The sequence below is a fragment of the Ruegeria sp. AH3 genome (assembly GCF_056536265.1).
Genome location: NZ_JBQFJL010000001.1, coordinates 842349 through 864978, shown reverse-complemented (window position 1 = coordinate 864978; position 22630 = coordinate 842349). Strand labels below are relative to the sequence as shown.

Annotated in this window: 24 protein-coding genes and 1 tRNA gene; 12 read left to right on the top strand and 13 right to left on the bottom strand. The window is 58.4% G+C overall.

The window, feature by feature from the left end:
• Positions 1-21 precede the first annotated feature (21 nt).
• The 4 genes from ACR3EM_RS04260 to ACR3EM_RS04245 all read right to left on the bottom strand — a co-directional run bounded on the left by ACR3EM_RS04260 (position 22) and on the right by ACR3EM_RS04245 (position 4041).
• Entirely contained in the window at positions 22-1149 is a 1128-nt protein-coding gene (locus ACR3EM_RS04260; RefSeq protein ID WP_480469568.1) for an anhydro-N-acetylmuramic acid kinase, read from the bottom strand.
• A 394-nt stretch (positions 1150-1543) separates the two neighbouring features.
• Positions 1544-3391, bottom strand: coding sequence for a carbamoyltransferase family protein (locus ACR3EM_RS04255; RefSeq protein ID WP_480469567.1), 1848 nt, complete (start codon positions 3389-3391; stop codon positions 1544-1546).
• A gap of 70 nt (positions 3392-3461) precedes the next feature.
• Positions 3462-3611, bottom strand: a complete 150-nt coding sequence (locus ACR3EM_RS04250; RefSeq protein ID WP_480469566.1) for a DUF5989 family protein — start codon at positions 3609-3611, stop codon at positions 3462-3464.
• A gap of 19 nt (positions 3612-3630) precedes the next feature.
• The gene (locus ACR3EM_RS04245) at positions 3631-4041 is read right to left on the bottom strand and encodes an SxtJ family membrane protein (protein WP_480469565.1); all 411 of its coding nucleotides are present in this window, start codon (positions 4039-4041) and stop codon (positions 3631-3633) included.
• A 395-nt stretch (positions 4042-4436) separates the two neighbouring features.
• On the opposite strand from ACR3EM_RS04245, the gene ACR3EM_RS04240 reads away from it, so the two are divergent.
• Positions 4437-6002: a carbamoyltransferase C-terminal domain-containing protein gene (locus tag ACR3EM_RS04240; protein ID WP_480469564.1), complete on the top strand. Its 1566-nt coding sequence runs from the start codon at positions 4437-4439 to the stop codon at positions 6000-6002.
• Between the two features lie 562 nt (positions 6003-6564).
• Complete coding sequence (gene tyrS, locus ACR3EM_RS04235; protein ID WP_480469563.1) at positions 6565-7818, top strand: tyrosine--tRNA ligase; 1254 nt, start codon at positions 6565-6567, stop codon at positions 7816-7818.
• Between the two features lie 99 nt (positions 7819-7917).
• On the opposite strand, the gene ACR3EM_RS04230 is transcribed toward tyrS, so the two are convergent.
• Entirely contained in the window at positions 7918-8661 is a 744-nt protein-coding gene (locus tag ACR3EM_RS04230) for a hypothetical protein (RefSeq protein ID WP_480469562.1), read from the bottom strand.
• Positions 8662-8830: 169 nt separating this feature from the next.
• On the opposite strand from ACR3EM_RS04230, the gene ACR3EM_RS04225 reads away from it, so the two are divergent.
• Complete coding sequence (locus ACR3EM_RS04225) at positions 8831-9586, top strand: 3-hydroxyacyl-CoA dehydrogenase (protein ID WP_480469561.1); 756 nt, start codon at positions 8831-8833, stop codon at positions 9584-9586.
• Between the two features lie 10 nt (positions 9587-9596).
• Positions 9597-10151, top strand: a complete 555-nt coding sequence (locus ACR3EM_RS04220) for a sugar O-acetyltransferase (RefSeq protein WP_480469560.1) — start codon at positions 9597-9599, stop codon at positions 10149-10151.
• Positions 10152-10227: 76 nt separating this feature from the next.
• Here ACR3EM_RS04220 and ACR3EM_RS04215 read toward each other — a convergent pair whose 3' ends face one another.
• The 3 genes from ACR3EM_RS04215 to ACR3EM_RS04205 form a co-directional block, all read right to left on the bottom strand.
• Positions 10228-12036, bottom strand: a complete 1809-nt coding sequence (locus tag ACR3EM_RS04215; protein WP_480469559.1) for an ABC-F family ATP-binding cassette domain-containing protein — start codon at positions 12034-12036, stop codon at positions 10228-10230.
• 68 nt (positions 12037-12104) lie between these two features.
• Positions 12105-12839 carry a GNAT family N-acetyltransferase gene (locus tag ACR3EM_RS04210; protein ID WP_480469558.1) on the bottom strand — a complete coding sequence of 245 codons (735 nt, stop codon included), beginning with the start codon at positions 12837-12839 and terminating at the stop codon, positions 12105-12107.
• 97 nt (positions 12840-12936) lie between these two features.
• Positions 12937-13413, bottom strand: coding sequence for an outer membrane protein assembly factor BamE (locus tag ACR3EM_RS04205; protein ID WP_480469557.1), 477 nt, complete (start codon positions 13411-13413; stop codon positions 12937-12939).
• An 85-nt stretch (positions 13414-13498) separates the two neighbouring features.
• On the opposite strand from ACR3EM_RS04205, the gene ACR3EM_RS04200 reads away from it, so the two are divergent.
• From ACR3EM_RS04200 to ACR3EM_RS04165, 8 genes are all read left to right on the top strand, one after another.
• Positions 13499-14035 (top strand): YceD family protein, encoded by a 537-nt coding sequence (locus ACR3EM_RS04200; RefSeq protein WP_480469556.1) that lies wholly within the window; start codon positions 13499-13501, stop codon positions 14033-14035.
• 205 nt (positions 14036-14240) lie between these two features.
• Positions 14241-14447 (top strand): 50S ribosomal protein L32, encoded by a 207-nt coding sequence (gene rpmF / locus ACR3EM_RS04195; protein ID WP_008756996.1) that lies wholly within the window; start codon positions 14241-14243, stop codon positions 14445-14447.
• A gap of 24 nt (positions 14448-14471) precedes the next feature.
• Entirely contained in the window at positions 14472-15557 is a 1086-nt protein-coding gene (gene plsX, locus ACR3EM_RS04190; protein WP_480469555.1) for a phosphate acyltransferase PlsX, read from the top strand.
• 24 nt (positions 15558-15581) lie between these two features.
• On the top strand, positions 15582-16553 hold the full coding sequence (locus ACR3EM_RS04185) for a beta-ketoacyl-ACP synthase III (RefSeq protein WP_480469554.1): 972 nt from the start codon (positions 15582-15584) through the stop codon (positions 16551-16553).
• A gap of 96 nt (positions 16554-16649) precedes the next feature.
• A complete protein-coding gene (ihfA, locus tag ACR3EM_RS04180; protein WP_008755922.1) occupies positions 16650-16952 on the top strand; it encodes an integration host factor subunit alpha in 303 nt (100 codons plus the stop codon).
• A gap of 18 nt (positions 16953-16970) precedes the next feature.
• Positions 16971-17561, top strand: coding sequence for a MerR family transcriptional regulator (locus ACR3EM_RS04175; RefSeq protein WP_480469553.1), 591 nt, complete (start codon positions 16971-16973; stop codon positions 17559-17561).
• Positions 17562-17622: 61 nt separating this feature from the next.
• Positions 17623-17699, top strand: a tRNA-Pro gene (locus ACR3EM_RS04170).
• Positions 17700-17760: 61 nt separating this feature from the next.
• A complete protein-coding gene (locus ACR3EM_RS04165) occupies positions 17761-18840 on the top strand; it encodes a 2'-deoxycytidine 5'-triphosphate deaminase (RefSeq protein ID WP_480469552.1) in 1080 nt (359 codons plus the stop codon).
• 3 nt (positions 18841-18843) lie between these two features.
• Here the strand turns inward: ACR3EM_RS04165 and ACR3EM_RS04160 are convergent, their stop codons facing one another.
• The 5 genes from ACR3EM_RS04160 to ACR3EM_RS04140 all read right to left on the bottom strand — a co-directional run bounded on the left by ACR3EM_RS04160 (position 18844) and on the right by ACR3EM_RS04140 (position 22623).
• Complete coding sequence (locus tag ACR3EM_RS04160) at positions 18844-19083, bottom strand: hypothetical protein (protein WP_480469551.1); 240 nt, start codon at positions 19081-19083, stop codon at positions 18844-18846.
• A gap of 65 nt (positions 19084-19148) precedes the next feature.
• Positions 19149-19799 (bottom strand): SMC-Scp complex subunit ScpB, encoded by a 651-nt coding sequence (scpB, locus tag ACR3EM_RS04155; protein WP_480469550.1) that lies wholly within the window; start codon positions 19797-19799, stop codon positions 19149-19151.
• Positions 19792-20586, bottom strand: coding sequence for a segregation and condensation protein A (locus ACR3EM_RS04150; protein WP_170509855.1), 795 nt, complete (start codon positions 20584-20586; stop codon positions 19792-19794). The genes scpB and ACR3EM_RS04150 overlap by 8 nt, the downstream gene beginning before the upstream one ends.
• Positions 20576-21583: a beta-N-acetylhexosaminidase gene (gene nagZ / locus ACR3EM_RS04145; RefSeq protein WP_480469549.1), complete on the bottom strand. Its 1008-nt coding sequence runs from the start codon at positions 21581-21583 to the stop codon at positions 20576-20578. Before nagZ ends, ACR3EM_RS04150 begins: the two co-directional genes overlap by 11 nt.
• The gene (locus ACR3EM_RS04140; protein ID WP_480469548.1) at positions 21580-22623 is read right to left on the bottom strand and encodes an SPOR domain-containing protein; all 1044 of its coding nucleotides are present in this window, start codon (positions 22621-22623) and stop codon (positions 21580-21582) included. The genes nagZ and ACR3EM_RS04140 overlap by 4 nt, the downstream gene beginning before the upstream one ends.
• Between the last annotated feature and the right edge of the window lie 7 nt (positions 22624-22630).

Here is a 22630-nt window from a genome sequence, read left to right as displayed (position 1 = left end):
CAGCGACGGGGGCAGAGCCCCCTACCCGCTCACCACAGCCCCGCGCGCCGGAGACGACACAACCCCGCCCCCCACAAGCGCGCTTACCCCAGTCGTTCCGGGGCACGAGGTCGGCATCCCGCGCGCGACACGTACTGCGAGATAGGCAAAAGCCTGCGCCTCCAGCATGTCGCCATCAAGACCCACCGCCTCGACCGGTTCCACCGGGCAATCCAGCGCAACCCGCAGCATCTCCATCAGCACCGGATTACGCCGTCCTCCGCCGGTGACCAACATCCGCGCGGGCGGTCTGGGACAATGCTCCATCCCCTGCACCACACCCGCTGCGCACATGCCGGTCAGTGTCGCCACCGCATCCGCATCGCTCAGTTCCTGCACCAATCCGATCATCTCGGCAAAGTCGTTGCGATCCAGAGATTTCGGCGGCATCCGGTTGAAAAACGGTTCAGCCAAAAACAGCTCCAACGCGCCGGTTTCCACCGTCCCCCCGCGCGCCAAGGCACCGTCCCGATCCATCGGCAACCCTAGCCGCGCCTGCATCAGATCATCGACCGGCGCATTCGCGGGTCCGGTATCAAATGCCAGTAGTGCCCCCGGCGCCTCCGGCCCATCGAACGAGGGGTCCACATAGGTCAGATTCCCCACCCCGCCCAAGTTCAGAAAACACAAGGGTTCCGTGGCGCCAATCCATTTGGCACAGGCGAAATGAAAGAATGGAGCCAGCGGTGCACCTTCGCCACCCAAAGCGACATCATCGCTGCGGAAATCCCAGACGACGGGCAGACCTAAAGCCTGCGACAGGCCCACACCATCGCCCACCTGCAACGTGCCGCGCCCGCGTGGCTCATGCGCCAGAGTTTGACCGTGAAAGCCGATCAGATCTACATCTTCGAACTCGGCCAAAGCCTCGGCATGAGCAAGGGTTACCAGTTCTCCGGCCGCCTCAACCTCGGGCCCGTGCCATTGCCCCAGCGCCGCCCGCAACGTGGCACGTTCCTCCTCGGAATACGCGCGATACCGGCTGTCGCCAAATCCGAAAATACGCTGCCCGTCGGTTTCAACCACCGCCGCATCCACGCCATCCAGCGAGGTTCCAGACATCGCCCCCAGCGCCCGGATCGGCCCTGTTTTCCCGTTGCTCCGGCTCACGCGTTTCTCCTGCTCTATCCAGCCCGCCTTCGGCCTGACCTCTGACAGCCACTCAACCAGACGATGCAATGGCCTCAACCTGCCCGCATCTCACCGAGGCTGACAAGACACCTTGTCACCAATCCCGCATTTTTCCCGGACCAGAGCGTCTTTCAGAGCACCCCCAGCTTTCCTGAGAACGCACCTTTCCCCTATCCGGTTTGCTCAGTCCCCGGAACCCCGCAACGTCAGCCCCATTGGCACGACATATCCAAAACCTACCGCACACTTGGTTAGTGCGCTTAGCGGTATCTTCGCGTCGCCAACAATCGATTGATTTATGAACGGCAATCTAGAGCAAGATTGTCAGTGGAATCTGCCAATGCTTCTGACCGGCGCACCGGCTTTGACCCATTTAGTCGAGCTCATACTTGTTTTTATAGTCTTCTGACAAGGCCGGATCCTGATCATCTTTGCGCAGGATCGAATTCCCAACCACGAGCATATCCATGTCAGTTCCCATGAAGCATCGGAAGGCATCTTCCGGAGTGCACACGATCGGCTCACCGCGGACATTGAAAGATGTATTCACCACAACCGGGCAACCGGTCTTGTCCTTAAAAGCAGATATGACTTTGTGATACAGCGGGTTCGTATCCTCATGCACGGTTTGGATACGTGCCGAGTAATCAACATGCGTGATCGCCGGGATTTCCGAACGTTTCACGTTGAGCTTATCGATCCCGAACAGGTTCTGTTCGTCGTCGGTCATTTCGCGCCGCTTGTCCTCTCGTACGTGATCGACAAGCAGCATGTAGGGGCTGTCATAGTCCAAATTGAACCAATCAGCCATGTCGTCGCGCAAGACAGAGGGGGCAAAGGGTCGGAAGCTTTCGCGGAATTTCACCTTTAGGTTCAGCGTCTTCTGCATCGAAGCCGAGCGCGGATCACCCAAAATGGAACGACCACCAAGTGCGCGCGGCCCAAATTCCATTCTGCCGTTGAACCAACCAACCGCTTTTCCTTCGGCAAGGGCAGTCGCGGTTGTTTCAATCATCTCGCTTTCGGAAACTGTCGTGAACTTTGCGCCGACCTTTGCGATGCGTTCCTCGATATTGCTTTGCGAGAAAACCGGGCCCAGGTAGCTGCCGCGCATGCCGTCGCGACCCGATGCAACCTTGCGTTCGTGTCCAAGTTCCTGATGCCAGGCCGCATAGGCTGCTCCCAGTGCCCCGCCTGCATCTCCTGCAGCGGGTTGTATCCAGACATCCTTGAATGCCCCATCGCGAAGGATTTTGCCGTTCGCCACGCAGTTCAGGGCAACACCACCCGCCATGCAGAGATTTGGGATGTCGTACTCTTTGGCAAGACTACGAGTCATCGTCATGACAATCTCTTCGGTCACCGCCTGAACCGACGCCGCCATATCCATGTGAAACTGGTCCAGCAGATCTTCTTCAGGTTTGCGAACGGGTCGTCCGAACAGCTGGGAGAACTTCTCATTGGTCATGGTCAGACCAGTGGCGTAGTTAAAGTACTCCTGGTTCAAACGAAAAGACCCGTCAGGTTTCAGATCGATCAGCTTATCAAGCATCAGGTCTTTGAACCGCGGCTCGCCATAAGGAGCCAACCCCATGACCTTGTATTCGCCCGAGTTCACCCGAAAGCCCGTGTAATAAGTCACGGCAGAGTAAAGCAGCCCGAGCGAATGGGGAAAGTGTATCTCTTTCACCATTTCCAGATCTTTACCGCGCCCGATTGCCACGGTGGTCGTCGCCCACTCGCCAACACCGTCCAACGTCAGGACAACGGCCTCTTCAAAAGGCGATGGATAAAAGGCCGAGGCCGCGTGGCTCATGTGATGCTCGGCAAAGAGCAGACGATTGCGAAACGTCTTTTTGGTGCCCTTCTCAATCTTGTTCAGTTCCTTCAGCATCAGATCTTTCTGAAAGAGCTTTTCCTTGATCCAGACCGGTATCGCGAGGTGGAAACTTTTGAAGCCGCGCGGTGCGTTGGCGACATAAGTCTCAAGCAGACGTTCAAACTTCAGGAAAGGCTTGTCGTAGAACGCCAGATGATCGACATCGGACAAGGACATTCCCGCCTCTTCAAGCACATAGGCGATGGCCTCATGCGGAAATCCGGCATCGTGTTTCTTGCGCGTAAATCGCTCTTCCTGCGCTGCCGCTACAACTTCACCGTCCACGAGAATGGCCGCCGCGCTATCATGATAGAAAGCTGAAACACCAAGTATCGCCGTCATGACGCTCTACCCTTCCAAAGGTTAATAATTTGGTAAACCATTCCGCCAGTCTTCTCACCCAAAAGGCGATTTAGAAGATTGTATAGATGAACGGAGCAATCGCTGAACCTTGGGTCAGAACGATCAGACCACCCAGAAGCACCATCATCAAGAGAATGGGCAACAGCCAAAACTTCTTTCGGACCTTCATGAATTCCCAAAGCTCGGCGACAAAAGACATAGGTAAACTCCGCTAAATACTAAAATTGCTTGCGCATCGAATCCGATGAAGACGCTTCGCGCACGATCCAATAGCTGTCCGCATCACCGTCAAATTTCTGTTTCAACGGATCTGGATTCTTCAGACGGCGGATCAGTCCAATCGGCGTGACAGTCACGAAAAAAATGATGCCCATAACGATCGGTGAGACGATCATGCTCAGCAGCATTCCGAACTTGAACCAGATCTTATTGAGGGGCTTCAGAAGGGGCTGCGCGAAAAAGGCAGCGGCCAGGAACACAGCTGCAATCGCAATGGCCCAAAGTCGAACCGGGTTCCCATGAATGACCCATGGCCACAATGCAATGATCATGAACACAGCTGCAAACACAAGACCAAAGCTGCGTTCAGAACCGATTTCTACTTTTGAATGTGATGCTATGTCTGACACGCACGACCCTTTCTTCAAATTGTGTCAAGGCCGACGATAAAAACGATCCAAGCCTAGAATGAAGCACTCGAAAAGCTAACTCAGAACTCTAGTACAACAGCAGAGCGGATTCTTGCAAACAGTATCTAGGAATGTGAAATCAATGTCTCCGAAGGAACGACAATCCCGAGCGATCTTGAAAATTGATCCAGAATCCTCCACCGCGACGATGACACTCTGACAGCAAAGGCCGCAACCTCTACTGCCTTGAATGCAAAAGCTCGATCAACACAAGCCGTGCCAATTCGTTGCCACCAATCGTTGGATTTGTCACCTTTGGGTATCAACGATACTTGATTAAACCATACATTCCTCAATACGCTCGCTCGGAATACGATTTTTGCGAGTGAGTTATTATGAAAGTTCTTTCTTTTAAGCCCGGGCACGATGGCACCATCGCTGGAATTGATACCGACAAGAAAGAGCTTTTGTTCTCATATGAGGCTGAAAAAGACAGCTATCCCCGAAGCTCTGCGGTCAATCCGGACACGTTTATCGACGCCGCGACATGGTTCAAGGATTTGCCGGATGTCCTGGCGCTCAGCGGGTGGTCATCTACGGCAAATGGCCACGCGACATTAACCGGTGCCGGTCATCAGGGCCTCGGCAACCGTTCCGAAGTGGTTGGCAAAAAAACGTTCTTTGGAAGAACAATTGACTTCTATTCTTCAACCCACGAAAGATCCCATATCTGGAGCGCTTATGCATTGTCTCCGTTCGAACAGGGCGAACCTTGCTATGCGCTTGTTTGGGAGGAAGCGCTTGGCGATTTCTACGAAATTGATGCAGATTTGAACATTCGCCACCTTGGTCAGGTCATGGCGAAACCTTGGCTCAGGTATTCGTTTCTTCTTGATCTGGCCGATCCTGAACGGTTGCACGCCCACGACGGTTTCAGCAAGAAAGCACCGGGCAAGCTGATGGCAGCGGGTGCTATCGGGGATGCACATGCGAAAGACCCCGATGCCGAAGCTTTGATCGCTCAGTTGCTCTATCAGGACAGGGCGTCATTCACCCCAAGCAAAAGCGATTTCGCATCATCGCCATTCCACAATATCGGCATCGACTCGAGCCGCTTCAGGAACTTGGCCGCAAAGTATTCCGACGCCATTTTCAACGCTTTTTATGAGTTCGCGAAGACTCATCTGAACAAAGGCTATCCTTTGCTGATTTCAGGTGATTGTGGCCTCAACTGTAACTGGAACACGCGATGGCGCGAGTGTGGTCGGTTTCGCGATGTCTTTGTCCCGCCCTGCACCAGCGATTCCGGCAGCTCGATTGGGACTGCCGTCGACGCCATGCGCCATTATAGCGGATGCGCCAAGCTTGATTGGTCGGTCTATTGTGGTCAGCCCTTTGTAGATGACCGTATCGACATGCCAGAGACTACGGTCGGCGAATTGAACCTCCGGGAAATCGCCGCAGACCTGTATGAAGACAAGGTTGTCGGTTGGGCGGCGGGATGTTGCGAAATTGGGCCTCGAGCGCTCGGGAACCGATCTATTTTCGCATCCCCTTTCAAGGCCGAAAACCGAACCCGCCTGAACAGGATCAAAGGGCGCGCCGACGATGCCCCGGTAGCTCCAGTTTGCCTTGAAGAGGATGTCTCCGAGCACTTCGACTGGTCGGGACCATCGCCTCATATGCTGTATTTTCAGAATACCACCAACCCGGCCTTGAAGGCGGTACGTCACGTTGACGCTTCGGCGCGTGTTCAGACTGTAAATCGGGATCAGAACCCTGTGCTTTACAATCTTCTCACCGAGTTCAAGGCGCTTTCCGGTGTTGGCGTCCTCTGCAACACCTCGCTGAACTTCAAAAACGCCGGGTTCATCAATAAGACCAGTGATTTGTACTACTACGCGCGGTCATCGGGCCTTGACGCATTTGTTGCCGGTATTTCGTATGTTCGCCTCAATTAGCGAGCGGTGCATTGCAAGGGGTTCAAATGCAAATCGCTACGATGTTGAGGTGATATGCAGTTTTGCGCGGTGCCTCCGAAATACCTCAACGCATATGTCCTATTTCTGCGCCCATTCTCCCTGCTTTTGAAGGGCCGCCTTGCCATTGTTTCATCAGCGCGACTTGCAGAGGCATCAATTGTATTGGCGTTATGACGGCCATCTATCGCCACAGGGCCACGCAGTCGTGGGGGAAATTCTGGTTGAGAGGCTTCCGAGCATCGGCAATTGATGATCTGTCTGCAGGATGTCGCAGAAACTGCCTCAGGGCCGAAGCGAGTTGAATGATACGATGCTATCGGGGTGCCTCAGCCCGATAGCTTTGACAACGCAAAGCTTCAAGGAACTCATACCTTTTCAAGCGAGGCGATGTTGACAAATCCTCGAACCATAGGGATTTAGAACCCGGTTGCACGAAAGTTGCTCCTTCGTGCAGCCAAGCGGGTCAAGTTAGATTTTTGCTGACCGATAATTTACACCAGCCCTTGCTAAGAGGGCCAGAACACAAGGCCTGTTGAGCGTCATGACCTACCACCCCAAATCGGATTTCATCGCCACGATGATCGAGCGCGGCTTTCTTGCCGACTGCACCGATTATCAGGGCCTTGACGACGCGCTGATCAGTGGGTGCAAACCGGCCTATATCGGCTTTGATGCGACGGCCAAGTCCTTGCATGTGGGCAGCCTGATCCAGATCATGATGCTGCGCTGGTTCCAGAAAACCGGCCACCAGCCGATCACTCTGATGGGCGGCGGCACCACCAAGGTGGGTGACCCCTCGTTCCGCGCCGATGAACGCCCCCTGCTGGGCCCCGAACAGATCGACGAAAACATCGCAGGCATCAAAAAGGTGTTTGCGGCCTATATCGACTACGACACCGAGGCCGAGAACAAGGCCTTGACGCTGAACAATGCCGAGTGGCTGGACGATCTGAATTACCTCGATTTCCTGCGCGATATCGGGCGGCATTTCTCGGTCAACCGGATGCTTTCGTTTGAATCCGTGAAATCGCGGCTGGATCGCGAGCAATCGCTCAGCTTCCTCGAATTCAACTACATGATCCTGCAGGCCTATGACTTCCTTGAGCTGAACCGCCGCTATGGCTGTGTTCTGCAAATGGGCGGCAGTGACCAGTGGGGCAATATCGTCAACGGCATCGACCTGACCCGCCGCGTGCTGGATCACGAGATCTATGGTCTGACTTCGCCCCTGCTGACCACCAGCGACGGCAAGAAGATGGGCAAATCGCAGGACGGCGCAGTCTGGCTGAACGCCGAGATGCGGTCTCCTTATGAATTCTGGCAGTTCTGGCGCAACACCACTGATGCGGATGTGGGGCGGTTCCTGAAGCTCTATACCGAATTGCCGGTGGATGAATGCGACCGTCTCGGCGCGCTGCAAGGGTCCGAGATCAACGAGGCCAAGATCCGCCTCGCCAACGAGGTCACGACCCTGCTGCACGGGGCCGAGGCGGCCGCGAACGCCGAGGCCACCGCGCGCGAAGTGTTCGAAAAAGGCGGTGTGGGCGGTGATCTCCCGACCCTCACGCTCAGCATGGATGAGCTGGGTGATGGCATGTCCATCGTCCAGATCATCGTGAAATCGGGTCTGGCGAAATCCGGCAAAGAGGCCAAGCGCCTGATCGCCGAAAACGGCGCCAAGCTGGACGACACCCCGCTGACCGATGCCGGTCTGATGATCGACGCTGGCGCGCTGTCTTCTCCGATCAAGCTGAGCGCGGGCAAGAAACGCCACGCACTGGTGCAATTGGGCTAACTCCAACTGCCACAAAGAAAAAACGGCCACCTGCATGAGGTGGCCGTTTCCTTTTTTGTTTCGGCAATTGCCCGAATTGATGGGCACCCGGCCTTCGCCTTACTTGCGGCCTTTGCCCTTACCTTTACCTTTACCCTTGCCTTTGCCTCTGGCGGCGTCGGCACGGGATCTCGCATTCGCTGCCGCTGCCCTTGCACCGGCTCGCGCCCTGTCGGCTCTGGCGCGCGCTTTATCCGCGCGATCATTGCCACTTTTCTTTGCGCCATCGTTACCGCCAGGCTTTCCACCCGGTTTGCCGCCGTCACCACCGTCACCTCCGGCACCGCCATCGCCACCGTCACCTCCGGCACCGCCGTCGCCACCATCACCTCCGGCACCGCCATCGCCACCGTCGCCTCCGGCACCGCCATCGCCACCATCACCTCCGGCACCACCATCGCCACCGTCACCTCCGGCGCCGCCGCCAGCGCCTCCGCCGCCTGCACCGCCATCACCAACGCCATTGCCGTCAGAGCTTCGGTCCTCACCACGCGATGTCGCTGCTGCTGAAATACTGGCGGTTGGCAAATCGGTCAGCAGCCCCGCCAGCCCCGGGCATTGCGCACCCGTGACCCCCAGAACCGTTTCGAAATCCGACCGCCTTTGAAGCCGCTTCAGAAAGCTCGGGGTCACCTGCGCACAGTCGCACAGCCCCGCATAGTCTCCGGCATTGGCCAAATCCCGCGCCGTGCGTCCATCGCACACCTCCGGCGCGGCAGCCACGCTGCCAACCATCAATACCCCTAAAACAGGAGCCGCTACCATCGCGCCCAGTGCACGCTTCGCATTCTTTAACATAACCATATCGGTACCTCCTGAGTGTCAAACACGTGGTCGGAACGGATTGTTCATTCACGAAACGGCGACCCTTGCGTGAACGATCGTTTGGCACCTCGACACTCTCAAAACAGTAGACAGGGTGCGGGTCTTGCAGTTATTGAACAATCGTTCATATCCGAGAGAGGAACCGGCCATGCAGCTATCCACCACCGCAGCGGTCATCACCGGCGGCGCGTCCGGCCTGGGTGAGGCCACCGCCCGCCATTTCGCCGAACAGGGCGCACAGATCACAATCCTCGACCGCGACGCCGAGCGTGGCCCGCAGGTCGCTGCCGGGATCGGCGGTCATTTCGTGCAGACTGACGTGACCGACGAGGCATCGGTTGCCGCTGCCATCGAACAGGCTGTCCAGTCGATGGGCAAGATCACCGCCGCCGTGAACTGCGCCGGTATCGCGATCGGGGCCAAGACGGTCGGCAAAGACGGCCCCCACCCTCTCAACGCTTTTCAACGCACCATCGACATCAATCTGGTCGGCAGTTTCAACGTCTCGCGCCTCGCCGCCGCTGAAATGGCGAAGAACGACCCCGAATCCGATGGCGCGCGCGGCGTGATCATCAACACCGCATCAATCGCGGCCTTTGACGGGCAGAAGGGTCAAGCGGCCTATGCGGCCTCGAAAGGTGGCATTGTGGGGATGACGCTGCCGATGGCACGCGATCTGGCCTCGACCGGCATCCGTGTCATGGCCATCGCGCCGGGTATCTTCATGACCCCGATGCTGGCCGGACTGCCCGAAGAAGTGCAGCAACAACTGGCCGCCGACGTCCCCAACCCGCCCCGTCTGGGCGATCCGCGCGAATATGGACGGTTGGCCGGGTTCATCGTCGAGATGGGCTATCTGAACGGCGAGGTCATCCGCATCGACGGCGCCCTGCGGATGCGTTAACCCTGATGGCATGAGCGAGCGGCAGAAAATGGCGGCAGGTGAGTGGTACACCTGCCTCGATCCTGAACTAGAGCAGATGCGCCAGACCGCGCGCCGCGCTGTTCATGCCCACAACACCTACCCACCCGATGATCGCGGCGGCATGGCAGATGAACTGGCCGCACTGTTTGGTAAGATTGGGCAGGACTGCTTCATCGAGGCACCCTTCCACTGCGCCTATGGGATCAACCTGTCGCTGGGTGACCGAGTCTATTTCAATGCCGGCTGCACCATATTGGACACCGCCCCCGTGCGGATCGGCGATGGAACCCTGCTGGGACCCAATGTCCAGATCTACTGCGCTGAACACGCCCAAGATCCGACCCGGCGCGCGCAGGGTCTTGAGATCGCCCACCCGGTCACCATCGGGGAAAACGTCTGGATCGGCGGCGGGGCCATCATACTGCCCGGTGTTTCAATCGGTGACCGCGCCATCATCGGCGCGGGCAGCGTGGTGACGAAATCGGTGGCACCCGATGAAACGGTTGTGGGCAACCCGGCCCGTCCGATCACCGCGCGCGGATAGAATCTGTTTTCCACTCGTTTACAGAAAAAGTTGTACAACTCGGACACCTGAGCGATTTCAGGATGTACAACACGGACTATCCGGCCTCGGCCTTCTCCTCCAGCATCAGCCACTCTTCCTCGGCCGCCGACAGCTTTTCCTGCCGCTCGACTAGGGCATCGGTGGCTTTCTGGAACTTCACCGGCTCACGCGTGAACAGCTCGGGGTCTGACATCAGTTCCTCAAGCTTGGCGATCTCAGCCTCAAGCCGCGCGATCTCGGCAGGCAGTTTCTCAAGCCGGTGTTTCTCCGAGAAGGACAGCCCTACCTTTGGCTTGGCTTCTTGCTTCACCTTCGGCTTCGACGTCTTTGTTTTCTCTTCTTTTTTCTCAAAAACATCACCGCGCTGCGCGATGTAGTCAGACCAGCCACCGGCATAAACGGTTGCCCGTCCGGTGCCCTCCATCGCGATTGTCGTCGTGGCGACACGGTCCAGAAAATCCCGGTCGTGGCTGACCAGCAGCACGGTGCCGTCATAGTCGTCCAGCAATTCCTGAAGCAGATCCAGCGTCTCGACATCCAGATCGTTTGTCGGTTCATCCAGCACCAGAAGGTTCGACGGTTTCGCCATCAGCTTGGCCAACAGCAATCGCGCTTTTTCCCCTCCGGACAAGGACTTAACAGCCGCTCTTGCCTGCCGTTCATCGAACAGAAACTCTTTGAGATAGCCCACCACATGCTTGGGTTGCCCACCCACCATCACCTGATCGGCCTTGCCCGAAACCCGCATCTCGGGATCACCGGTCAGGCTGTCCCACAGCGTCATTTCAGGGTCGAGCTGCGCACGGGTCTGATCAAACACCGCGATCTCAAGATTTGTGCCCAGAGAGATGTTGCCCTCATCCGGTTCAACCTGACCCAGCAGCATTTTCAGCAGCGTCGTTTTGCCTACACCGTTGGGTCCGACAAAGGCCACCCGATCACCGCGCTGCACCAAAAGGTCAAAATTCCGAACGATCTGCTGTGCGCCAAAAGCCTTGGTAACACCCTTGGCCTCAATCACCTTGCGACCGGATTTAGGACCTGATTCCAATGCCATAGCCGCCGAGCCCTGACGCTTGATCTGTGCCGCTTTCTCGGCCCGTAAGGCTTGCAGGGCGCGCACCCTGCCTTGATTGCGCTTGCGTCGCGCGCTGATGCCTTCAACGGCCCATCGCGCCTCGGACTTGATCAGGCGGTTCAGCTTGTGGCGCTGCTGATCCTCCTCTTCCCAGACCTTGTCGCGCCAGCCCTCAAAGGCTTCAAACCCCTGCTCCTGCCGCCGCACGGCGCCCCGATCAATCCACAGCGTTGCTCGTGTCAGTGCGCGCAGAAACGCCCGGTCGTGCGAGATCAGAACATAGGCCGCACGCGTCGCACCCAACTCACGCTCCAGCCAGGCAATCGCCTCGATATCCAGATGGTTGGTTGGCTCGTCCAGCAGCATCAGGTCCGGCGCTTCGGCCATCAGCTTGGCCAACGCCGCCCGCCGCCGCTCGCCGCCCGAGGCGGTCTCGACCGCGCGATCCGGGTCGAATTTTAGGCCCTCTCCAGCGCGTTCCACCTTGTACAGCTCACCGGGCTCCAACCCGCTGGAGGCGTAGTCGCCCAGCGTCGCGAACCCTTCCATTCCCGGGTCCTGTTCCATGTAACCCACGGATTTACCGGGCGGAATCACAATATCCCCCTGATCCGCCTCGACCAGCCCTGCCATTACTTTCATCAGGGTCGATTTTCCGGATCCGTTTCGCCCCACCAGCGCCACGCGGTCACCGGGTTGAACCACCAGATCAAGTTCGGAAAACACCGGATCGCCCCCGAAAGTCAGGGAAATGCCGGACATCTGCAACAAAGGAATTCTCGCCATGCCCGCCAGCTAAACCGGCCAAGGCAACGCGTCAACGCCCCTGCTTCACCTTTTCCGAAATACTCGGATCACCCGGCCACCGCCCGCAGCAAGCGTTTGCGGGCTGGGGGAATCGCTCCGATCTCAAGCCCCGTAAACACATGCAGCGTGTTCATACGCCGATCCACCACGGCATGGTCGCTGACCCATCCCCCCATCATCAGATAGGTCCGCAGCAAAGGCGGCATCCGCAGCATCGCCTGTTTCACATTCGGTCGACGACGCAGGCGCGCGGCAAAGCGAAACACATCCGGTGCCTTCACCCGCGGCAACCAGCGCTTGGGCGCCAGATGACGATGCTTCAGCATGGCAAACGCATCCAGATACTCGGCCGTCTCGGTCCCCGCGAAGGACGAGCAGCCAAACAGCATCTCAACCCCGTTCTGATCCACATATGCCGTCATCGCGCCCCATGCGACACGCAGGATATCGGGATCGGTCCAATCGGGGTGAATGCAGAACCGGCCCATCTCAACCATGGGACTGGTAAAATCATTTAACGCTGACAAATCATAGAATTGCGCCGAGTAGCTCTGCCCGATCTCGGAACCATCCTGCATCGTCAGCATTCGAAAACAGCAGACCAGATAACAATCTGCTTGCATATCTTCAATCAGAACATGCGCACATCGGGCGTCATACGCGTCATGATCCGTCTGGAGCGTGCCAAACGCCAGCGTGCGCAGGGCTTGCGCAGCTGCTATATCGCGCCCGGTCTGAGCCAGACGAGCGCGATAGCGGCCCCTGTTCAACAAATCAGCCATCGTCGCACCCTCCGCGGTTGCAGACCGGTTCGCATCTGTCTGGTCCCTAGCACAGTATGTGTGACTGTCCCGTGAACCTGCAAGCGTGTTGAGCGACTTAGTTGGAGACCCCTGGGATATTCGCCGGGTTGAAGTTGCCGATATTGCCAAGCAACTGGCGCAGGAATCCTTTGTCCTCGATGTTGGAATCGGTCACACGGCGGTCGAGGACGATGACATATCCATCATCAAGCCCAAACCGTTCGATGTTGCGCACAACGCCGCGCTGATCAAAACTGATCGCGACCAGCTCGCGCGATACGACCTTGGGCCGTCTGAGCCCGGACGTACGGATGCGCGAGGCAACATAATAGTAACCCGAATCCCGTACCACACCTGCGGAACTGGGTGCGCCAACGGCCTCTTCCACAGTTTCACGCGTATCGACGCCGACCTTGATCTTGGCCAGATCTTCTGGCGGCGGCACATAGCCGTGATTCTTAAAGATCGGCGTACATGCGCCTGCGACTGCCAGACAGGCCGCAAAGACAAGCGTTTTCGACGCTGGTTTCAACCTGTTCACACCCTTCAACATGCACACCCTCTTGCCTTGGCCCCTTGCGGACCCTATCCGATTACATCAAACCGCAGTCCCGGTTCAACACAGGAAAACCTCACGAATGAGCAACCAGACATCTTTGCGCGTCGCGGGCCTGCCGCAAAACGCTCCGACACCGTTTGATTTACGCCCGGCCGGCGAGGCACTTGAGGCGATCAAACTGGAGCTTGGCCTGCTGGGATTGCGCAAACTCAGCTTTGTGGGAGAGCTGCATGCGCAGGGTAAACGTGACTGGGCGCTTACCGGAAAGCTGGGCGCGACGGTGATCCAGCCCTGCGTCGTGACGCTGGAACCTGTGACCACGCGCATAGATGTCCCGGTGAGTCGCATCTTTTTGGCCAACTGGACCGATCCGGACGAGCCAGAGTTCGAAATCCCCGAAGATGATGAATCTGAACCGCTTGGCCCCGAGATCGATCCTGCCTTGATCATGGTTGAGGCCCTGTCGCTGGCCCTGCCCCAATACCCGCGCAAAGACGGCGCTGAACTGGGCCAATCCGACTATACCGAACCGGGCAAACAGGCCCTGACGGATGAGGATGTCAAACCCTTTGCCGGTCTGGCGGGGCTGCGGGATGCGCTGAAAAAAGACGAGTGACAGGGGGGTGTTTTCCTGTCATAGCAGGCCTTCAGAAAAACCGCTTGAACATGACGAGAATCGCAGTATTTTCGCGCGCTCATTGGAATTTGGGTTGGACATTGCGGGGCAAGCCCCTTAAACGCGCGTCAAACCACGAGAAAACAAAGTACGTAACCCGGCTGACGGCGAATCTGTCAGCCCTTATCAGACAAAGGTTGAGACCATGGCCGTCCAACAGAACAAAGTTTCCAAGTCGCGTCGCAACAACCGCCGCGCACACGACGCTCTGGTTGCTGCAAACCCGAACGAATGCCCGAACTGCGGCGAGCTGAAGCGCCCGCACCACGTTTGTGCCTCTTGCGGCCACTATGACGATCGCGAAGTCGTCGCTCAGGCCGACGAAATCGACCTGGACGAAGACGCGGCCTAAGCCTGATTGGACGCAGGCTAAGGCATGACGGATCAGCCCTCGCAAACCGGACGGATCATCATCTCGGTTGACGCTATGGGCGGAGATTCGGGCCCTGCCGTCGTTGTGGCGGGTATTGCCAAATCTGCGGACAAGAACCCGAAGATCGGGTTCATCCTGCACGGTCAGGAACAAGAATTGCGCAAGCTGGTTTCCAAACGGCGTGTCCTTGATGGGCGCGTCGTTTTTCGTGATTGTCCCGACGTGGTTACGATGGAGGACAAACCCAGCCAGGTTGTGCGCAGCGGCAAGAACACCTCAATGTGGTCCGCGCTTGAGGCGGTGCGCGCAGGTGAAGCGCATGGCGCGGTATCCTGCGGCAACACCGGCGCATTGATGGCGATGTCGATGCTGCGGCTGCGCAAGCTGCCCGGCGTGAACCGCCCTGCCATCGCGATCCTGTGGCCCTCACGCAATCCGCAAGGATTCAACGTGATGTTGGACGTAGGCGCGGATGTGCGGGCTGACGCCAAGGACCTGCTGCAATATGCGCTGATGGGAGCCTCCTACGCGCGCAACGGTATGGCGCTCAGCCGCCCCCGCATTGGTCTGCTGAATGTCGGAACCGAAGAACACAAAGGCCGGGCCGAGCTGAAAGAAGCGCATGCGATGATCTCGGATTTTGCCGAACAGGCGAATTTTGAGTTCGTGGGCTTTGTCGAAGGCAGTGATATCCCCGGCGACAAGGCCGATGTGATCGTGACGGACGGGTTCACAGGCAATGTCGCGATCAAAACCGGCGAAGGCACTGCCAACCTGATCGGAGATCTTCTGCGGCAGGCGTTCAAGTATTCCCCCCTGTCCAGGCTGGCCTCGATCCTTGCGATCACGTCGCTCAACCGTCTGAAAAAGCGGATCGACCCCCGTCGCGTGAATGGGGGCGTTTTCCTTGGCCTGAACGGAACCGTCATTAAATCTCATGGTGGAGCAGACGCGACAGGCGTTTCAGCAGCGGTCAAACTGGCGTTTACGCTGGCTGAATCCGGCTTCTCCGAAAAATTGGCGGCACGGGTTGCATCAACAGCCGCACTTGCACAAGATGCGGCCCATTCCGTGTCTCAATCGGAATAATAACAAAAAAGGCAGTACCCCAGCATGGCAGGCCGCTCAGTTGTTGTAGGTGTCGGACATTATTTGCCGGAGCGCGTTGTGCCAAACGCTGAGTTCGAGCAAACACTGGATACGACGGATGAGTGGATTCGCAGCCGATCCGGTATCGAGCGGCGACATTTCGCAGCCGATGATGAAACCACTTCCGATCTGGCCACCAAAGCGGCCGAGGCCGCGCTGGCTGATGCCGGGCTGACTGCTGAAGACATTGACGCCATCGTTCTGGCAACCTCAACCGCCGATCTGACCTTTCCGTCTGCAGCGACAATGGTTCAGGCCCGGTTGGGCATGACCAACGGCTTTGCGTTTGACGTGCAAGCCGTCTGCGCCGGTTTTGTATTCGCACTGAGCAATGCCAATGCTCTGATCCTGTCTGGTCAGGCCAAGCGAGTGCTGGTGATCGGGGCCGAGACCTTTTCGCGAATCATGGACTGGACCGATCGTTCGACCTGCGTCTTGTTCGGCGATGGCGCAGGTGCATTGGTGCTGGAAGAACAGGAAGGCAATGGCACGCCTGATGATCGTGGCATTCTGGCGACCGATCTGAATTCGGACGGGCGTTACAAGGATCTGCTTTATGTCGATGGCGGGGTCTCGACCCAATCCACCGGGCATCTGCGCATGCAAGGCAATCAGGTTTTCCGTCACGCCGTCGAGAAACTGGCCAGAACAGCCGAGGTCGCGCTGGAACGTGCGGGCCTGACCAGCAACGATGTGGACTGGATCGTGCCGCATCAGGCCAATATCCGCATCATTCAGGGCACCGCCAAGAAAATGGGCCTGCCGATGGATCATGTCGTCGTCACGGTTCAGGACCACGGCAACACCTCGGCAGCATCGATTCCCCTGGCACTGTCCGTTGGCAAGCAGCGTGGACAGATCAAACAGGGCGATCTGATCGTGACTGAAGCCATCGGTGGCGGTTTGGCCTGGGGCGCGGTCGCCCTACGCTGGTAACCGGCACAATCCGGCTTACAGAGCCGCCCGCAATTCATTGATATTGACAGCGAATTTCGCATCGCCATATGCTTCCCCATCAACAGGGGAAAAAGTATGGGCGACAAAACACTAACCCGAATGGATCTGAGCGAGGCCGTCTTCCGTGAGGTAGGCCTGTCACGCAACGAAAGCGCGCAGTTGGTCGAAAGCGTACTGAACCACATGTCCGACGCGCTGGTGCGTGGCGAGCAAGTGAAGATTTCGTCTTTTGGCACGTTCAGCGTTCGGGACAAAACCGCCCGCATTGGCCGCAACCCCAAAACCGGTGAAGAAGTTCCTATCCAGCCGCGCCGCGTGCTGACCTTCCGCCCGTCGCACCTGATGAAGGATCGCGTCGCAGCCGGGAATCGCAAGTAAGTTCAGGACGTCTGTGTTATGAGTAAGTCCCCCGACGCATTTCGCACGATCAGTGAAGTTGCGGATTGGCTCGGAGTTCAGGCTCATGTGCTGCGATTCTGGGAAAGCAAGTTCACGCAGGTCAAGCCCGTCAAACGAGCCGGAGGGCGGCGATACTACCGCCCCAATGATATGCGCCTGCTGGGTGGCATCAAGAAACTGCTCCATGAAGATCGGATCACCATCAAAGGCGTTCAGCGCATCCTGCGCGAACAAGGTGTGGCACATGTGGCGTCTTTGTCTCCCGCGCTCGACGAAACCGCGCCAGAGCCTGCGCCCGAAAGCACGGTTGTGCCCTTCACCGCAAAACCGGCGGCAGAGCCAGCGGATCAGATCAACTTGGACCTGGGTGAGCCTGTCCAGCCCGCCGCCACAAAGCCCCCGGCCCCGGCAGCCGTGGAACAGCCACAACAGCCTGATGAGGTCGATGCGGCTCCGTTGATGGGGGGTATTGCTTCGCTGGCGTGGAATCGAGGCGACTATGACGACGAGCTGCTGAAGCAAATTGCGCCGATCGCAAAGGATCTGCGCAGCTGGCTGGATCGCGTTGAACACCACGCGGCGGGATAGCAAAAAAGGCGATGATTTCCTCTTGCCCCTGCCGGGAAAGTCTTTATGAACACCTCAACGTCGGGCTATGGCGCAGCCTGGTAGCGCGTCCGTCTGGGGGACGGAAGGTCGCAGGTTCGAGTCCTGCTAGCCCGACCAAATCACACCGACGTTTATGGCACATAGGCCGGATCCCGCTCTGGCATCAGGGGGGATCAAGATGACAGGTGTTTGCCCAAACCAGCAGCTGGAAGCGATGATCGCGCGTGGTGAGATCACTGCGAACCCGGATGTTATCCCGGCCCAAGTGCAGCCGGCCAGCCTTGATCTGCGTTTGGGAACAGTGGCTTATCGGGTGCGTGCCTCGTTCCTGGCAGGCGAAGGACGCACCGTTGCAGATCGTCTGGCTGAGTTCGAGATGCATCGCATCGACATCACCGACGGCGCGGTTCTGGAAAAAGGCTGCGTTTATCTGGTGCCCCTGATGGAAGCGCTTGCGCTGCCCGGCGATGTCAGCGCCGTGGCCAACGCCAAAAGCTCGACCGGACGGCTTGACCTGTTGACCCGCACCATCACCGATGGCGGCACCGAGTTTGACCGGGTGCCCGCAGGTTATACCGGTCCGCTTTATGCCGAGATTTGCCCGCGTTCTTTTTCGGTGCTGGTGCGCCCCGGCATGCGGCTGAATCAAATCCGCTTCCGTAAGGGTCAGGCTGTGCTGAGCGACGCCGAGCTGACCGCGTTGCATGGACAGACGCCGTTGGTCGACGGGCCAGCCGTCATTCAGGACGGCCTGGGGTTCTCGGTCGATCTGCAGCTGCCCGACACCGATCTGGTCGGTTATCGCGCCAAACCCCATACCGGGGTGATCGATCTGGACCGGATCGGCGAATACGACCCGCAGGAATATTGGGAGGAGGTGCGCACCAAGGACGGGCGCATCATCCTTGACCCCGGTGCGTTCTACATCCTCGTCAGCCGCGAGGCGGTGCATATCCCACCAATGTACGCCGCAGAAATGGCCCCATATCTGGCCATGGTGGGTGAGTTCCGTGTGCATTACGCCGGGTTCTTCGACCCGGGTTTCGGTCATGCCGAAGCGGGTGGTGCCGGATCACGTGGTGTGCTGGAAGTACGCTGCCATGAGGCGCCCTTTGTGCTTGAGCACGGACAGGTCGTTGGGCGGCTGGTTTATGAGAAGATGGCTGAGATGCCGACGCAGCTATATGGCGCAGGCATTGCTTCGAACTATCAGGGTCAGGGCCTGAAATTGTCCAAGCATTTCAAGGCTGTTGGTTGATCCTCAGAACTTCATGAACCTGCGCATCTGGCGGGTCATCTGCTTCATCTGATTGGCGTTCTGTTTCTGGCGCGCGGCGGTGTCGTGCATCTGGCGGTCAGCTTCCGGGTTGCCCGGGGTCTCTGACTGATCCGGTTTGCGTCCCACTCGGCTTGCCAGATCGATCCCCTTGTTGACCCCATGGTTCACAAGGCGACGGGTCACTTGGCGCACGATCATGTCGATGATCCGATTGGCATTCATTGGCTCAACTCCGTTTCCTGCACTCTACAATAGGCACGTTCTGCGGCAACAAAAGGGCTGTCCGATCACTCTTCCTCGAACAGCTCTGTCTGATCTTCGTCCTCGTCTGCTTCCTGCCCCTCGCCCAGAGGCACGGTGCCGGGCGGAGGCCGGTTTTCCAGCAACCCTGCGGCGCGCAGCTCTTTCAGGCCCGGCAGGTCGCGGGCATTCTCCAAGCCGAAATGATCCAGAAACTCGGGCGTCACCACAAAGGTCACCGGACGACCCGGCGTCATGCGGCGTCGACCTAGCCTGATCCACTCCATTTCAAGAAGCTGATCGATGGTGCCACGCGAGACGGAAACACCGCGGATTTCCTCGATCTCGGCCCGCGTGCAGGGCTGGTGATAGGCGACGATCGCCAGCGTTTCGATTGCGGCCCGGCTCAGCTTGCGGGTCTCAACTGTTTCCTTCTGCATTAGAAAGCCCAGATCGGGTGCGGTACGGATCGCCCAAGCCTCGCCCACTCGTACGACACGCACACCACGCCCTTCATAGCGCTTCTGAAGCGATTCAACGGCTTGCGCGGCATTGCTGCCATGAGGCATCCGCGCTTCAAGATCACCAATCGTCACCGGCTCGGCGCTTGCGAACAGCACAGCTTCGACCATCCGCTCTTGTTCAGCCAGCGGAGGTGCTTCGAACAGCGTACCTGTTTCTTCGGGTGCGTCAGTCACGTGTTTCGGTCCTTTTACGCAGATGGATCGGGGCAAAGGTTTCGCTTTGCTTGATCTCCATATGTCCTTCTTTCACCAGCTCCAGCGAGGCTGCAAAGGTCGCAGCGGTAGCCGAACGGCGGCGCACCGGGTCGGCATCCCAGCCTTCGGGCAGATAGGTCTCCATGTCCGTCCAAGCACCGGCAAAGCCAATCAAGGGCCGCATCCGCTCCAGCGCTTGTTCCATCGTAAAGACGGCATCACGGTCCATGACGAAGGGACGGAATTCGTCACGAGTGCGGATACGCGCATAGCCCTGCATCAGGTCCAGCAGCGTGGCGGAGTAGGTCACGGTGCGGATGCGGGTGACATCCTCGCCCTGCCCGCGCTTGAAGAAATCGCGACCCAGCTGATCACGCGCCATCAGCCGTGCGGCGGCATCACGCATGGCCTGCAGGCGTTCCAACTGGAACGCGAGGTGCGCGGCCAGTTCCTCACCCGACGGCCCTTCATCATCCGGATCAGGGGGCAACAGCAAACGGGATTTGAGAAAGGCCAGCCACGCAGCCATGACCAGATAGTCGGCGGCCAGTTCGATCCGCAGTTGCCGTGCCTTTTCGACGAATGTCAGATATTGCTGCGCCAGCGCCAGAACCGAGATCTTGCGCAGATCCACCTTTTGCGTCCGCGACAGGGTCAGCAGCACATCCAACGGGCCTTCAAACCCATCAACGTCAACAATCAGCGCTTCGGCTGCAAGCCGATCCGCGACCGAGACCGGGTCTTCGCTGAAAAGGTTATCCTGCATATACCTGCCCGCCCATTAGGGCAGATAGTTCCGCCTCGGCGGCTTGGATGTCAAGTTCCTGTGGCGGTTGCCGCTGGGCCAACGCCCGATCTGCGCGGGCTTGTGCCGCATCCGACATCTCACCAGCGGCTTCGAGCACCTTAGCACGTTCTTCAAAGGCCCCGTTGCAGTGCAAGGCCACATCGCATCCGGCGTCCAGCGCCTGACGGGCCAAATCAGCGGGCGTGCCCTGCAAAGCCTTCATCGTGATATCGTCGGTCATGACCAGACCGTCGAAACCGATCCGCTCCCTGATCAGCGTCATCATTCCAGCCGAGATCGTCGCAGGCCGAGGGTCAATCTGGTCATAAACCAGATGCGCCGTCATCCCCATCGGCAGATCATTGAGCGCTCTGAACGGGGCAAAATCGGCCTCTTCCAGCGCATCCAGCGAAAGATCCACATGCGGCAGGTCGTGATGGCTATCGAGCGTTGATAAGCCATGGCCAGGCATGTGCTTCACAATCGGCAGCACACCACCATCCAGATGGCCGTTCGCAACGGCCCATCCTATCGCAGAAACCTGTTCTGGATCAGAGGCATAGCAACGATTCTTCAGGAATGCATGGGTATCGTCGCGGGCCAGATCGACCATCGGTGCACAGTTGCTGTCGATGCCCAGAGCCAGCAGTTCATCCGCAATCAGGCGATAGCGCAGATACATCGCACGCTCAGCCTGATCCCCGGCACGCGCGACATGGTCCAGCGGAGGCATCCATTCACGGGCCAAAGGTGCGCGCAGGCGCTGCACGCGGCCCCCCTCCTGATCCACGGTGATCAGACAATTTCGGCCAACGGCCTCGCGGAAATCGTCGCACAGGGCGCGAGTCTGGTCGGCGGTTTCAATGTTGCGGGCAAACAAAATGAACCCGAACGGGTTCATTTCTTTGAACAGGGCTTTCTCGTCTGCCGTCAGGCGCAGCCCATGGGCATCGGTGATGACTGCTCCGAACTTCAACGAACGGCGACCGGAATACAATCGGCGCCCTGCGCGACCAAGGCGGCACAAAACTGACGCGAGTCGCTCAGATCATCAAACCCCATGACACGCAGGCGATAGAAGGTGCGTCCACCACTTGAGGTTTTCTGGATAACGCGCTGCTTTCCATCCATATACTCGCCAAAGCGACCATTCAATCGCGCCCATTCGGCCTGGGCTACATCAGCGCTTTCATAGGCACCAAGCTGCGCCAGCCGTGTCCCTTTGGCCAACGTGTCGGGGTCCACATCCTGACCAACGGCAGCCTTTACGGCCGCGTTGATCGCCGCCTCGGTGGCGCTGTTAGACGTGATGGAACTGGGCGTAGCGCGGGCCGGACGCACCTGCGGGCGCAGCGACCGGCGCACGCCCGGCAGCGCAGCAATCGCCGGGTCAGGCTGTTGTGCGGCGTAATCAACCGGATCAATTGCGGGCTCTTCTTCTGGCGTGACTAGCGCGGCGAGTTGCACGCCCTGCTCTTCACCCTGCTCAGGCTGGGTTTCGGCGGCAAGCCCTTCGACCAGTGCATTCACGACGGCTTGATCGGTGGCGGGTTCTTCGATCACTTGCACGGCGTTTGTCGCCTCAAGCGCAGCCATAGGCGTGTCTTCGTCGGTCAACGACACAGGGCGCGGGGCAAGGATCAGGCGATCCGCCGGGGGGGCTGCAGTTCCAACTGCGGCCACAGCGTTCACAGCCAGACCCTGATGATCGGCAGGCGTGCCACCCGGGTTCTCGGGCTGCACGCGCATGGGCCCTTCGGCAGCCCGCACAACCGGCACGCCGCTGACGTCGCGCATGATCAATTGATAACCCCAGACGCCAACGCCTGCGACCAGTGCCAGAGACGCAACCGCCCCAAGCACATTGACAATGCGACCCAACCCTGCGCCTGCGCGCGGGGCCTCGTCATAGCCATAGCTTTCGTCGGGATAGCCATACGCATCTTCAGGATGCGTTTGATTCGAGTAATGCATCTGCTCGGGGCTTGCCTGCCCCGAGTAATCGTAACGTGCCATATCCGCC

Bases quoted from the DNA above. Each gene is read 5' to 3' on its own strand.
- ACR3EM_RS04255 (WP_480469567.1), bottom strand. From the start codon at position 3,391: ATGACGGCGATACTTGGTGTTTCAGCTTTCTATCATGATAGCGCGGCG.
- ACR3EM_RS04250 (WP_480469566.1), bottom strand. From the start codon at position 3,611: ATGTCTTTTGTCGCCGAGCTTTGGGAATTCATGAAGGTCCGAAAGAAG.
- ACR3EM_RS04240 (WP_480469564.1), top strand. From the start codon at position 4,437: ATGAAAGTTCTTTCTTTTAAGCCCGGGCACGATGGCACCATCGCTGGA.
- tyrS (WP_480469563.1), top strand. From the start codon at position 6,565: ATGACCTACCACCCCAAATCGGATTTCATCGCCACGATGATCGAGCGC.
- ACR3EM_RS04230 (WP_480469562.1), bottom strand. From the start codon at position 8,661: ATGGTTATGTTAAAGAATGCGAAGCGTGCACTGGGCGCGATGGTAGCG.
- ACR3EM_RS04225 (WP_480469561.1), top strand. From the start codon at position 8,831: ATGCAGCTATCCACCACCGCAGCGGTCATCACCGGCGGCGCGTCCGGC.
- ACR3EM_RS04220 (WP_480469560.1), top strand. From the start codon at position 9,597: ATGAGCGAGCGGCAGAAAATGGCGGCAGGTGAGTGGTACACCTGCCTC.
- ACR3EM_RS04215 (WP_480469559.1), bottom strand. From the start codon at position 12,036: ATGGCGAGAATTCCTTTGTTGCAGATGTCCGGCATTTCCCTGACTTTC.
- ACR3EM_RS04210 (WP_480469558.1), bottom strand. From the start codon at position 12,839: ATGGCTGATTTGTTGAACAGGGGCCGCTATCGCGCTCGTCTGGCTCAG.
- ACR3EM_RS04205 (WP_480469557.1), bottom strand. From the start codon at position 13,413: ATGTTGAAGGGTGTGAACAGGTTGAAACCAGCGTCGAAAACGCTTGTC.
- ACR3EM_RS04200 (WP_480469556.1), top strand. From the start codon at position 13,499: ATGAGCAACCAGACATCTTTGCGCGTCGCGGGCCTGCCGCAAAACGCT.
- rpmF (WP_008756996.1), top strand. From the start codon at position 14,241: ATGGCCGTCCAACAGAACAAAGTTTCCAAGTCGCGTCGCAACAACCGC.
- plsX (WP_480469555.1), top strand. From the start codon at position 14,472: ATGACGGATCAGCCCTCGCAAACCGGACGGATCATCATCTCGGTTGAC.
- ACR3EM_RS04185 (WP_480469554.1), top strand. From the start codon at position 15,582: ATGGCAGGCCGCTCAGTTGTTGTAGGTGTCGGACATTATTTGCCGGAG.
- ihfA (WP_008755922.1), top strand. From the start codon at position 16,650: ATGGGCGACAAAACACTAACCCGAATGGATCTGAGCGAGGCCGTCTTC.
- ACR3EM_RS04175 (WP_480469553.1), top strand. From the start codon at position 16,971: ATGAGTAAGTCCCCCGACGCATTTCGCACGATCAGTGAAGTTGCGGAT.
- ACR3EM_RS04165 (WP_480469552.1), top strand. From the start codon at position 17,761: ATGACAGGTGTTTGCCCAAACCAGCAGCTGGAAGCGATGATCGCGCGT.
- ACR3EM_RS04160 (WP_480469551.1), bottom strand. From the start codon at position 19,083: ATGAATGCCAATCGGATCATCGACATGATCGTGCGCCAAGTGACCCGT.
- ACR3EM_RS04150 (WP_170509855.1), bottom strand. From the start codon at position 20,586: ATGCAGGATAACCTTTTCAGCGAAGACCCGGTCTCGGTCGCGGATCGG.
- ACR3EM_RS04140 (WP_480469548.1), bottom strand. From the start codon at position 22,623: ATGGCACGTTACGATTACTCGGGGCAGGCAAGCCCCGAGCAGATGCAT.